Here is an 11,931-nt window from a genome sequence, read left to right as displayed (position 1 = left end):
CAGAGACGGCCGACATCGCCCACCAGCTGACCGCGTCCAGCCGCAGTCTGCAACAGCTCTCCGGCGAGCTCGACAAGCTGGTCGGCAACTTCCGGCTCTGAGCCCCCGCTCTTCCCCTCTCTCACTCAGGGAGCGCAGCCGCGCGCCCTGTTCTTCGACAACGGCAAGCCATGACGCAGCGGCGCCAACTCGACTCAGGAACCCGGCCGAAATACCGCATAATCAGAGGAGAACCAAGGAGAACGGAAATGGGCAAACTGATGATGGTAATGGTACTGGGGGCGCTGTTGTCGGCCTGCAGCAGCGGTCCGGTGCGAGTGCACGGCGCCGATGTCAGTGTGGATGACACCCGGATCCGGGTCTACGATGGCCAACATGATGGCTATTACGATGATGACTATCATGGCGGCCAGCGGGGTCGTTTCTGTCCCCCGGGACAGGCCAAGAAAGGGCGCTGCTAGCGCCTTTTTTTGTGGCTGCCATCTGCCTGCCGCAACCAGGCCTAATGCGGGGGACAGCCCCGAGTCACACGGGATCCCATGCCGGCATCGACCACCATCTCAACCAGAATGCACCTCTCCTCCTGTACCTTGAGTCCCACCATGGACCGCACCTTTGATGCCAAACCCGCTCAGGCCTGGCATATAAGCCATTCCATCATGCAGTGACGCCAGTGTGACGCGGCAATGAAACGACAGCGCCAGCAAGGGCAGATCGCTGCAGAGCACGGTCCTCACAACCCATGTTCTACCCATACTTGAGGGAACACCGCATGTTCCCGGTTATGCCAGCGGCAAGTCATGACGCAACGCCACCAACTTCCCCCGATGCCCATGGGGAACGGCAGCATAATCAGGGGAAACCCTAGGAGGTTGTTATGGACAAGCGGATTCTGATGGTACTGCTTGGCGCCTTGCTCACCGCCTGTACCAGTGGCCCGGTACGGGTACACGGCGCAGATTTCAGCGTGGACGATGCCCATATCCGGGTCACTGACGGCTACTACCGCTATCATGGGGGCCATTACTATCGCTATTACGATGACCACCATCACCACGATGGCTATTACCGCCGCTATTACGATGACCGCTACCCTGGTCGCTATTACTACCGCTATGATGATCACCACCATCGCCAGGGCGGCTATCGCACCTTCTGCCCGCCAGGGCAGGCGAAAAAAGGGCGCTGCTAGTACCTTTTTTTGCGGTCGTACATCTGCTTGTCCGCCTGTTGCAACAGCAGTTCCAGATCGGGCGGCAGCAGCGGATCATAGTGGGCGACGCCGGTGGAGCAAAGCAGTTGGTAGGGCTTGCCCTGCTCCCGGTTGAAGGTCGCCAGCGCCTTCTCGAAACGGGCCAGCACCCGGGGCACCAGCTCCGCCCCTATGCCCGGCAGCAGCACCACGAACTCGTCCCCGCCAAGCCGGGCGAAGATATCCGCATTGCGAAACACCCGGGAGAGCAGCAATGCCACCTGGCGCAGGGCATCATCCCCCACCTCGTGCCCCAGGGTGTCGTTGATCTCCTTGAAACGGTTGAGGTCGAGGAACAGCAGACTCGCCTCCCGTCCCTGCCGATGAGAGAGCTGCAGGCACTTCTGTCCCAGCATGATGAAGCCACGACGGTTGGTGATGCCGGTCAGCTCGTCCAGGATAGCCAGTTGAATGGCGGCCAGCTCATGCTCCACCATGCCCGCCAGATCCATCAACAAGGCCCGCTGACGCTCATCCAGCTGGCGCGGCCTGCGATCGATAAGGCAGAGGGTGCCCACCTTGTAGCCACCGGCGATGTGCAAAGGCGCTCCGGCATAGAAACGGATGTGGGGGGCCCCCAGCACCAGGGGATTGTCGGCGAAGCGTGGATCCCGGGTCGCATCCTCCACCACGAAGATATCCTCGCCGAGGATCGCATGACCACAGAAGGAGATATCCCGCGGCGTCTCCTGCGCATCCAGACCGCAGCGGGACTTGAACCACTGCCGCTCCTCATCCACCAGGGAGATGAGCGAGATGGGCACCTCGAACATGTTGCGCGCCATCCGGGTAATGCGATCGAATCGCTCCTCCGCCGTGCTATCCAGGATGGCAAGACGGCGCAGGCCATCGAGTCGCTGTCGTTCTTGTTCGGGTATGGCAGGTGCTTGCATGGGAAGGGTCGGCGGTTGATGACAGAAACCTCAGCATAGCAAATGGCCTCGAACAAATCTCTTTCATCGTCCGGCAACGAAAAAGCCGCTCCTGAGAGCGGCTTTTCATCATGGCAAGGAAGAAGAGACTTACTTCTTCTTCTTGGCCTTGGCGTTCGGCAGGTCGGTAATGGAGCCTTCGAACACTTCGGCAGCCAGACCCACGGACTCGTGCAGAGTCGGGTGAGCGTGGATGGTCAGCGCCAGATCTTCGGCGTCGGCACCCATCTCGATGGCCAGACCGATCTCGCCCAGCAGCTCACCACCGTTGGTGCCGACGATGGCACCACCGATGACGCGGTTGCTGTCCTTGTCGAAGATCAGCTTGGTCATGCCGTCGGCGCAATCGGAGGCGATGGCGCGGCCGGAAGCAGCCCAGGGGAAGGTGGCGACTTCGAAGTTCAGGCCCTGTTGCTTGGCTTCCTTCTCGGTCAGACCGACCCAGGCCATCTCTGGCTCTGTGTAGGCGATGGACGGGATCACTTTCGGGTCGAAGTAGTGCTTCTTGCCGGCGATGACTTCGGCCGCCACGTGGCCTTCGTGCACACCCTTGTGAGCCAGCATCGGCTGACCGACGATGTCACCGATGGCGTGGATGTGCGGAACGTTGGTACGCAGCTGCTTGTCCACTTCGATGAAACCGCGCTCGTTGACGGCAACACCGGCTTTCTCGGCGTCCATCAGCTTGCCGTTCGGCACACGACCGACCGCGACCAGCACGTTGTCGTAGCGAACCGGCTCGGCCGGGGCGTGCTTGCCTTCGTAGGAGACGTACAGGCCGTCTTCACGGGCTTCAACTGCGGTGACCTTGGTCTCCAGCATGATGTTGAATTTCTTGGCAACGCGCTTGGTGTAGATCTTGACGATGTCTTTGTCGGCAGCCGGTACCAGCTGATCGGCAAATTCCACCACGTCGATCTCGGAGCCCAGGGAGGAGTAAACGGTACCCATCTCCAGACCGATGATGCCGCCACCGATAACCAGCAGCTTGCCCGGTACTGTGGTCAGTTCCAGCGCATCGGTTGAATCCCAGACGCGGGGGTCATCGTGGGGGATGAAGGGCAGCTTCACCGGACGGGAACCGGCCGCAATGATGGCGTTGTCGAAGGTCACTGTGGTCTTGCCGTCGGCACCTTCCACTTCGAGGGTGTTCGGGCCGGTGAACTTGCCGAAGCCGTTCACAACCTGGACTTTACGCATCTTGGCCATGCCGGCCAGACCACCGGTCAGCTGGTTGATGACCTTCTCTTTCCACAGACGCACCTTGTCGATGTCGGTCTGCGGGGCACCGAAGACGATGCCGTGCTCGGCCAGCGCCTTGGCTTCTTCGATCACTTTGGCAACGTGCAGCAGCGCCTTGGAGGGGATGCAGCCCACGTTCAGGCAGACGCCACCCAGGGTGGAGTAACGCTCGACGATAACGGTATCCAGACCCAGATCGGCAGCGCGGAAAGCAGCGGAATAACCGGCAGGGCCAGCACCCAGTACTACGACCTGGGTTTTGATCTCTTTACTCATCATGACCTCTTTGTCGTTCTATATCCCCGGACAGCACAGTCTTATGCCAAAGAAGGCGGCTGCAGCCGTGAAAAAAACGGGGCAAGTTTATAATTTTGTTAATGAAATGAGAAGTGAAAAGGGCGAGCTCTGTGCTCGCCCTCTCATTTACATTTACAGAACCAGTCGACGAATGTCGGACAGCACGCCACTCAGGGTGGTGATGAAGCGAGCCCCGTCGGCGCCGTCGATGACGCGGTGGTCATAGCTCAGGGCCAGCGGCAGCATCAGGCGAGGCACGAACTCCTTGCCGTTCCACTTCGGCTTCATCTCGGACTTGGAGACGCCCAGGATGGCCACTTCCGGCGCGTTGACGATCGGGGTAAAGCTGGTACCGCCGATGCCACCCAGGCTGGAGATGGTGAAGCAACCGCCCTGCATGTCGGCAGCGGTCAGCTTGCCGGCACGAGCCTTCTTGGAGATCTCGGCCAGATCGCGGGACAGCTCATGGATGCCCTTCTTGTTGACGTCGCGAACGACCGGCACCACCAGGCCACCCGGGGTGTCTACCGCCACACCGATGTGGATGTACTTCTTCATGATCAGCTTGCTGCCGTCTTCGGACAGGGCGCTGCAGAAGCGCGGGTGCGCTTCCAGGGCCTTGGCGGCCGCCTTCAGGATGAACACCAGCGGGGTGATCTTCACGTCCAGCTTCTGCTTCTCGGCCAGGATGTTCTGCTCTTTGCGGAACGCTTCCAGATCCGTGGTATCCGCTTCGTCGAACTGGGTGACGTGGGGGATCATGGCCCAGTTGCGGTGCAGGGCAGGACCGGAGATCTTCTGGATCCGGGTCAGTTCCAGCTCTTCGACCGGGCCGAACTTGCTGAAATCAACCTTGGGCCAGGCCACGACGCTCATGCCGTTGCCAGTGCCGGTACCGGCAGCAGGGGCAGACTCGGCGCGCTTGACCGCATCCTTCACGTAAGCCTGCACGTCTTCTTTGACGATGCGGCCCTTGCGACCTGAGGCCTTCACCTTGGCCAGGTTGACGCCGAATTCACGGGCCAGACGGCGAACAGCCGGGGAGGCATGAACATAGGCATCGTTGGCCACGAAATCGGAGGCAGCGGCAGCCGGGGCAGCAGCCTGAGCAACCGGGGCAGCGGCAACGGGGGCAGCAGCTTGCGCAACCGGGGCGGCGGCAGGAGCAGCACCAGCGACTTCGAACACCATGATCAGGGAACCGGTGGAGACCTTGTCACCCGCCTTCACCTTGATCTCCTTGACCACACCGGCGAACGGCGCAGGGACTTCCATGGAAGCCTTGTCACCTTCCACGGCGATCAGGGACTGGTCGGCTTCGACCTTGTCACCCACGGCCACCATGATCTCGGTGACTTCCACTTCGTCGCCACCGATATCAGGTACGTTGACCTCTTTGGCAGCGGCGGCAGCCGGGGCAGCAGCCACGGGAGCGGCAGCCTGAACCGGCGCGGCAACGGCGGCAGGCGCGGCGCCAGCCACTTCGAATACCATCACCAGGGAACCGGTGGAGACCTTGGCGCCGGCGGCAACCTTGATCTCGACCACGCGGCCCGCGAACGGCGCCGGCACTTCCATGGAGGCCTTGTCACCTTCCACGGCGATGATGGACTGGTCGGCTTCAACCATGTCGCCCACGGCGACCATGATCTCGGTCACTTCGACTTCGTCGTCACCAATGTCAGGTACATGCACGTCTTTGGCAGCGGCAGCAACAGGGGCAGCCGGTGCGGCGGCAACCGGAGCGGCTGCCTGAGCCGGAGCGGCGGCAGCAGCGCCCTCCGCTTCGAAGATCATGATCTGGGAACCGGTGGCAACCTTGTCGCCCACCTTGATCAGGATCTCTTTGACGACACCCGCGGCCGGAGCCGGGACTTCCATGGAGGCCTTGTCACCTTCCACGGCGATCAGGGACTGGTCGAGCTCGACCTTGTCACCCACGGCGACCATGATCTCGGTCACTTCCACTTCATCGGCACCGATATCCGGCACCATAATCTGTTTGGACATTGTGCTTTATCCTCTTACGCGTACGTTTATCGCGTTAACCTTGGCAAGAGCAGGTTCCGGCTCGTTGTTGCCGTCCGGACCCTGTGTGTCCTCTTACCCTTATGTCGCATTAACCTGGGCAAGGCCCTGTCCGGCACGCAAGTCCGGACAGGGCGCTCAATCCTCTTACGCGTACAGCGGGTTAACCTTGTCGGCATCGATGCCGTACTTGGCGATGGCGTCGGCCACAACCTGCTTGTCTACTTCACCACGCTTGGCCAGTTCGGTCAGGGCGGCAACAACGACGTAGAACTCGTTCACTTCGAAGTGACGACGCAGGTTGGCACGGCTGTCGGAACGGCCATAACCATCGGTACCCAGTACACGGTAGTTCTCGGTCGGCACGAAGGCACGCACCTGCTCGGCGAAGGACTTCATGTAGTCGGTCGCGGCGATGGTGGCTTCGGAACCCAGTACGGAGGTGATGTAGGGCACACGGGCGGCCGCAGTCGGGTGCAGCATGTTCCAGCGATCGGCGTCCTGACCGTCACGAGCCAGCTCGTTGAAGGAGGTCACACTGAACACGTCGGAACCCACGCCGTACTCGCTCGCCAGGATCTGGGCGGCGGTGCGGACGTGACCCAGGATAGAGCCACAACCCAGCAGCTGTACCTTGGCCTTGGTGCCGGCCACGGATTCCAGCTTGTAGATACCCTTGCGGATGCCTTCCTCGGCGCCTTCCGGCATGGCCGGCATGGCATAGTTCTCGTTGAGGGTGGTGATGTAGTAGAAGACGTTCTCCGGCTTCTCGCCGTACATGCGACGCAGGCCGTCCTGTACGATCACCGCCACTTCATAGGCGTAGGACGGGTCATAGGAGATGCAGTTCGGGATGGTGCCAGCCAGGATGTGGCTGTGACCATCTTCGTGCTGCAGACCTTCACCGTTCAGAGTGGTACGACCGGAGGTCGCGCCCAGCAGGAAGCCACGGGCTTGCTGGTCACCGGCTGCCCACGCCATGTCGCCGATCCGCTGGAAGCCGAACATGGAGTAGTAGATGTAGAACGGGATCATCGGGCAGTCGTTGGTGCTGTAAGAGGTCGCAGCAGCCAGCCAGGAGGACATGGCGCCCAGCTCGTTGATGCCGTCTTGCAGAACCTGACCCTGCTTGTCTTCCTTGTAGTAGGAGACGATGTCGCGGTCTTGCGGGGTGTACTGCTGACCGTGCGGGCTGTAGATGCCGATCTGACGGAACAGGCCTTCCATACCGAAGGTACGGGCTTCGTCGGCCAGGATCGGCACGATGCGCTTGCCGATGGACTTGTCTTTCAGCAGCACGTTCAGGGAGCGCACGAACGCCATGGTGGTGGAGATCTCGCGCGCCTGCTCGCCCAGCAGCGGGCCGAAGGCATCCAGCGCCGGGATTTCCAGCTTGGTGGTGCTCTCGCGCAGACGGGTCGGTACATAGCCCTTCAGCGCGGCACGGCGGGCGTGCAGGTACTTGTGCTCTTCGGTACCCTCTTCGATCTTCAGGTACGGCAGGTTTTCCAGCTGCTCGTCGGTGACCGGCAGGCTGAAACGATCGCGCAGGTGACGCACGGAGCCCAGATCCATCTTCTTGACCTGGTGAGCGATGTTCTTGCCTTCGGCCGCTTCGCCCATGCCATAACCCTTGATGGTCTTGGCCAGGATGACGGTCGGCTTGCCCTTGGTCGCTGCAGCCTTGGAGAAGGCGGCGAACAGTTTGCGAGGATCGTGACCACCGCGGTTCAGGGCGAAGATCTCCTCGTCGGTCATGTCTTTGACCAGGGCGGCGGTTTCCGGGTAACGGTTGAAGAACTGCTCACGGACGTAGGCGCCGTCGCGGGACTTCATGGTCTGATAGTCGCCATCCACGGTTTCGTTCATCAGCTGGATCAGCTTGCCGGAAGTGTCTTTCTTCAGCAGCTCATCCCACTTGCGACCCCAGATGACCTTGGTGACATCCCAGCCGGCGCCTGCAAACAGGCCTTCCAGCTCGTTGATGACTTTGCCGTTGCCGACAACAGGACCGTCCAGACGCTGCAGGTTGCAGTTGACCACGAACACCAGGTTGTCGAGCTTTTCACGCACGGCAACGGTCAGGGCGCCCTTGGCTTCCGGCTCGTCCATCTCGCCGTCACCCAGGAAGGCGTACACGGTCTGCTCGGAGCAATCCTTGATGCCACGGTCAGTCAGGTACTTCAGGAAGCGAGCCTGATAGATGGCGGCGATGGGGCCCAGACCCATGGAAACGGTCGGGAACTGCCAGAAGTCCGGCATCAGTTTCGGGTGCGGGTAGGAAGGAATGCCCTTGCCATCCACTTCCTGACGGAAGTTGTCCAGCTGCTCTTCGGTCAGACGACCTTCGGCGAAGGCACGGGCGTAGATGCCCGGGGAGATGTGACCCTGGAAGTAGACCAGATCGCCACCGTCCTTCTCGCTGCGAGCGCGGAAGAAGTGGTTGTAGCAGACTTCATAGATGGTCGCGGAAGAGGCGAAGGAAGACATGTGACCGCCGAGGTCCAGGTCTTTCTTGGAGGCACGCAGCACTATCATCATGGCATTCCAGCGGATGATGGCGCGGATGCGACGTTCCATCTCCAGGTCGCCCGGGTAAGCCGGTTCGTCGCTGGCAGGAATGGTGTTGATGTAGTCGCGATTCGCCTTTTCAGCCACGTCCACACCGCTGATGCGGGCTTTCTCGGCCAGTTGTTCAAGGATGAACTGAGCGCGTTGCGGACCCTCTTCACGCAGCAGGGATTCCAGAGAGGCAAGCCACTCCAGCGTTTCTATCGGGTCCACATCGTTCTTCAGGATATCAGACATGGCTGGTTCCTATTGTTATTGCACGGCGGTTAAGATGCGCAAGAATTCGACAATAAAGCCTTGTGGGATTAGTTTTCCTGCTGACGGATCCGACGCATGGATCGCTGGATCCGGCTGTCTTCCCTCTGCATATCCAACAAGGTGTCCTCGATAAAGGCCAGGTGCTCATGACAAGCAGCCCTGGCCCGCTCCGGAGCCCCCGACAGGATAGCCTCGATCAGGCTCGCACGATGGCGACGGATCTTGGCTACCACTCCCGGACGGCGATTCAAAATCTCGTTATTTCGTAAAATGTTCTGTTCGAGCATGGGGCCCATGGCCCGCAGCAGGTGCAGCAGCACCACGTTGTGGGACGCCTCCGCCACCGCCAGATAGAACTGGGTGACGGCGGTCGACTCGACCACCAGCGACCCCTGCTGACCCGCCTCTTCGATGGCGGACTGCGCCAGGCGGATCCGCTCGAAGTCGGCCTCAGTCCCCCGCAGCGCGGCATAGTAGGCACAGATGCCTTCCAGCGCGTGACGAAACTCCAGCAGGTCATACTGGGCTTCCGGGTGGGTACTGAGCAGCTCGAACAGGGGATCGGCGATCCCCTTGCTCAAGGCATTCTGCACATAGGTGCCGCCGCCCTGACGGCGATACAAGAGTCCCCTCGCTTCCAGGCGCTGGATGGCTTCGCGCAGGGAAGGCCGCGACACCTGAAACTGGATGGCAAGTTCCCGCTCGGGGGGCAGCTTCTGCCCCGGCTGCAAGCTGCCTTCCAGAATCATGCTTTCCAGCTCGGCGACGATGGCGTCGGCCAGCTTGGGCTGAGTTATCTTGATATAGGGCATGAGGCTACTTTGTTAAATTGGTATTACCAATTCTATGATTGGGGCGAAAATTAGCAGAGGGCTTGGAAAAAGTCCACCCAAAATATGATCTGCATCAAGAACGAAGCTTGCCACTTTAGGGGTAAAAAAGCGAAATCATGATATGGCTCATAGAAAATGGTCTGACCAATATTTATGAGCCTGCTCACAGATAACATTTGGCAAACAGCATGAAAAATGGCTCACCTAAAAGGCAAGCCATTGATTTTAAAAATACAAACTAATGTTTGGATTTTTTACTCAAAGTTGAGCATTCCACGATAGCGCAGCCATTCGAAACTGGCACCAGGATCCGTCTTGCGACCCGGCGCTATGTCGCAATGGCCGACGATGCGTGATGCCGTCACCTCGGGATACTGACCGGAAATGGCCCGACTGAGGCCTGCCAGCACCTCGTACTGTGCATCGCTGTACGGCAGCTCGTCGGTTCCTTCCAGCTCGATGCCGATGGAGAAGTCGTTGCACGCCTCCCGCCCCTCCCAGCTCGATACTCCCGCATGCCAGGCTCGCGCAGTGAACGGCACATACTGCACCAGTTCGCCATCGCGGCGGATCAGGCAGTGGGCGGAGACCCGCAGCTGATGAATACCGGCAAAGTAAGGATGAGCGTCGGGATCCAGGCGACCGAGAAACAGATCGTCGATCCAGGGGCCACCAAATTCTCCCGGCGGCAGACTGATGCCGTGTATCACCAACAGGGAGATGTCGTCCGGGCCGTTCCGTTCATTGTGATGGGGCGAAGGCACCCTGCGGGCCTGTTCACACCAGCCTGCGCGATCGATGGAAAAAATGGTTGTCGGTTGTGTCATCGTCTACTCGACTCAACAATGGGGAGAGGGACACCATGGACCTTGCCTGCCACCGCAAGAAACCGGAAACAAGCCTCTGAATCCATAGGTAAAGCTGTGTTAGGCTGAGCCATCACTTGCAAGGCACTGGACCCCATATGCACCCGATGGCACGCCGTCTCTGGCTGCTGGCCTGGCTCTCACTGCTGGGTCTGCTCACCCTTTACTTCTACTCCAGCGCCAAACCCAGCGTGACCGCCAGCGGCGAGCTGCTGCTCAAGGCCGATGCCAGTGGTCACTATCGTCTGGAGGGTGCCATCAACGACCAGCCGGTGCAACTGCTGCTGGACACGGGAGCCACCCGGGTGACCATACCGAGCCAGGTGGCATCACGCCTCGGCCTCGTCGCCACCGGTCGCAGCCGGGTCAATACGGCGGCAGGCCAGATCCAGGTCGAGACAGGCCGGATCGAAAGCCTGGCGATGGGCCCACTGACCCTGTACGATTTGTCCGTCTTTATCAATCCGGCTGCCGACGGGGAGGAGATCCTGGTGGGCATGAATGCCCTGGGCCGGCTGGAATTACGTCAGAAAGACAGGCAGTTGCTTCTCAGACCCTTGCAGGAATAAGGCATGTTACAACAGGACATCAGCCGCGCCGTGCGCGCCGCACTACTCGAAGACTTGGGCGATGCCCTCACCGCACTGGATCAACCGGATGCCAGCGCCGATATCACAGCCCAGTTGATCCCGGCGGATCGCATCTCGACGGCGCGCGTCATCACCCGCGAGGCCGGCGTATTCTGCGGTCAGCCCTGGGTCGACGAGGTGTTTGCCCAGCTCGGCGGCGAGGTCAAGGTGGAGTGGAAGGTACAGGATGGCGAGCGCCTCTCTCCCAATCAGGAGCTGTTCCGCCTCCATGGCCCGGCCCGGGAGCTGCTGACCGGCGAGCGCAATGCCCTGAACTTCGTCCAGACCCTCTCCGGGGTCGCCACCCTGACCGCCCGTTACGTGGCCGAACTGGAAGGGACCGAGTGTCGCCTGCTCGATACCCGCAAGACCCTGCCCGGCCTGCGCAGTGCACAGAAGTATGCCGTCACCTGCGGCGGCGGCAAAAACCACCGTATCGGTCTGTTTGATGCCTACCTCATCAAGGAGAACCACATCCTCGCCTGCGGTGGCATCGCTGAAGCAATCACCGAGGCGCGCCGCCTCAACCCGGGCAAACCGGTGGAAGTGGAGGTGGAGTCCCTGGCCGAGCTGGAGCAGGCGCTGAGCGCCCGGGCCGACATAGTGATGCTGGACAACTTCGACGTGCCCATGATGAAAGAAGCCGTTGCGGTGAACCAGGGCCGCGCCAGGCTGGAGGTCTCCGGCAACGTCACATTGGAGACGCTGGCCGACTATGCGGCCACCGGCGTCGACTTCATCTCGGTGGGAGCCCTGACCAAGCACGTACGGGCGCTGGACCTCTCGATGCGCTTTATCGAAAGCTGAGCGTGTAGAACGAGTCCACCCAGCCCCAAAATATTACAGGGCTCGAAACTTGCAAAAGGCGCCATAGGCGCCTTTTCTTTATGCAGGATCCCACGACATAAGGAGTGTGAAGATGGGCCCTCCCCAATCTTGGGAAGCGTCATTAGAGACCATTTAATCCTTGATTTTGCTATCATTTTCACTAAATGACAGAAAAGTGGTTAACAAGGGCCCTGC

General features: G+C 60.4%; 10 protein-coding genes. 4 read left to right on the top strand and 6 right to left on the bottom strand.

What is annotated here, in order from left to right:
- The first annotated feature begins 248 nt into the window (after positions 1–248).
- A complete protein-coding gene (locus AAHB08_RS18695) occupies positions 249–461 on the top strand; it encodes a hypothetical protein (RefSeq protein ID WP_202047329.1) in 213 nt (70 codons plus the stop codon).
- 416 nt (positions 462–877) lie between these two features.
- On the top strand, positions 878–1,192 hold the full coding sequence (locus AAHB08_RS18690) for a hypothetical protein (protein ID WP_005329198.1): 315 nt from the start codon (positions 878–880) through the stop codon (positions 1,190–1,192).
- On the opposite strand, the gene AAHB08_RS18685 is transcribed toward AAHB08_RS18690, so the two are convergent.
- The 6 genes from AAHB08_RS18685 to ampD all read right to left on the bottom strand — a co-directional run bounded on the left by AAHB08_RS18685 (position 1,189) and on the right by ampD (position 10,240).
- Complete coding sequence (locus AAHB08_RS18685) at positions 1,189–2,145, bottom strand: GGDEF domain-containing protein (RefSeq protein WP_342059743.1); 957 nt, start codon at positions 2,143–2,145, stop codon at positions 1,189–1,191. The two genes, AAHB08_RS18690 and AAHB08_RS18685, sit on opposite strands and share 4 nt — an antisense overlap.
- A gap of 129 nt (positions 2,146–2,274) precedes the next feature.
- Positions 2,275–3,702, bottom strand: a complete 1,428-nt coding sequence (gene lpdA, locus AAHB08_RS18680; RefSeq protein ID WP_025328438.1) for a dihydrolipoyl dehydrogenase — start codon at positions 3,700–3,702, stop codon at positions 2,275–2,277.
- 153 nt (positions 3,703–3,855) lie between these two features.
- Positions 3,856–5,733 (bottom strand): pyruvate dehydrogenase complex dihydrolipoyllysine-residue acetyltransferase, encoded by a 1,878-nt coding sequence (gene aceF / locus AAHB08_RS18675; protein ID WP_342059742.1) that lies wholly within the window; start codon positions 5,731–5,733, stop codon positions 3,856–3,858.
- A gap of 165 nt (positions 5,734–5,898) precedes the next feature.
- Complete coding sequence (aceE, locus tag AAHB08_RS18670; protein WP_139439018.1) at positions 5,899–8,559, bottom strand: pyruvate dehydrogenase (acetyl-transferring), homodimeric type; 2,661 nt, start codon at positions 8,557–8,559, stop codon at positions 5,899–5,901.
- A gap of 68 nt (positions 8,560–8,627) precedes the next feature.
- A complete protein-coding gene (gene pdhR, locus AAHB08_RS18665) occupies positions 8,628–9,392 on the bottom strand; it encodes a pyruvate dehydrogenase complex transcriptional repressor PdhR (protein WP_005329211.1) in 765 nt (254 codons plus the stop codon).
- Positions 9,393–9,667: 275 nt separating this feature from the next.
- On the bottom strand, positions 9,668–10,240 hold the full coding sequence (gene ampD, locus AAHB08_RS18660) for a 1,6-anhydro-N-acetylmuramyl-L-alanine amidase AmpD (protein ID WP_342059741.1): 573 nt from the start codon (positions 10,238–10,240) through the stop codon (positions 9,668–9,670).
- Between the two features lie 137 nt (positions 10,241–10,377).
- On the opposite strand from ampD, the gene AAHB08_RS18655 reads away from it, so the two are divergent.
- Positions 10,378–10,848, top strand: a complete 471-nt coding sequence (locus AAHB08_RS18655) for a retropepsin-like aspartic protease family protein (RefSeq protein WP_139439015.1) — start codon at positions 10,378–10,380, stop codon at positions 10,846–10,848.
- A gap of 3 nt (positions 10,849–10,851) precedes the next feature.
- A complete protein-coding gene (gene nadC, locus AAHB08_RS18650) occupies positions 10,852–11,715 on the top strand; it encodes a carboxylating nicotinate-nucleotide diphosphorylase (RefSeq protein ID WP_247625418.1) in 864 nt (287 codons plus the stop codon).
- Positions 11,716–11,931 lie beyond the last annotated feature (216 nt).

Source organism: Aeromonas sp. OTU364 (assembly GCF_038440395.1).
Lineage (GTDB): Bacteria > Pseudomonadota > Gammaproteobacteria > Enterobacterales > Aeromonadaceae > Aeromonas.
This window is presented reverse-complemented; position numbering and strand designations above follow the sequence as displayed.

Excerpts from the sequence above, each read along its gene's own strand:
- pdhR (WP_005329211.1), bottom strand. The coding sequence starts at position 9,392 with ATGCCCTATATCAAGATAACTCAGCCCAAGCTGGCCGACGCCATCGTC.
- lpdA (WP_025328438.1), bottom strand. The coding sequence starts at position 3,702 with ATGAGTAAAGAGATCAAAACCCAGGTCGTAGTACTGGGTGCTGGCCCT.
- AAHB08_RS18695 (WP_202047329.1), top strand. The coding sequence starts at position 249 with ATGGGCAAACTGATGATGGTAATGGTACTGGGGGCGCTGTTGTCGGCC.
- aceF (WP_342059742.1), bottom strand. The coding sequence starts at position 5,733 with ATGTCCAAACAGATTATGGTGCCGGATATCGGTGCCGATGAAGTGGAA.
- aceE (WP_139439018.1), bottom strand. The coding sequence starts at position 8,559 with ATGTCTGATATCCTGAAGAACGATGTGGACCCGATAGAAACGCTGGAG.
- AAHB08_RS18655 (WP_139439015.1), top strand. The coding sequence starts at position 10,378 with ATGCACCCGATGGCACGCCGTCTCTGGCTGCTGGCCTGGCTCTCACTG.
- ampD (WP_342059741.1), bottom strand. The coding sequence starts at position 10,240 with ATGACACAACCGACAACCATTTTTTCCATCGATCGCGCAGGCTGGTGT.
- AAHB08_RS18690 (WP_005329198.1), top strand. The coding sequence starts at position 878 with ATGGACAAGCGGATTCTGATGGTACTGCTTGGCGCCTTGCTCACCGCC.
- nadC (WP_247625418.1), top strand. The coding sequence starts at position 10,852 with ATGTTACAACAGGACATCAGCCGCGCCGTGCGCGCCGCACTACTCGAA.
- AAHB08_RS18685 (WP_342059743.1), bottom strand. The coding sequence starts at position 2,145 with ATGCAAGCACCTGCCATACCCGAACAAGAACGACAGCGACTCGATGGC.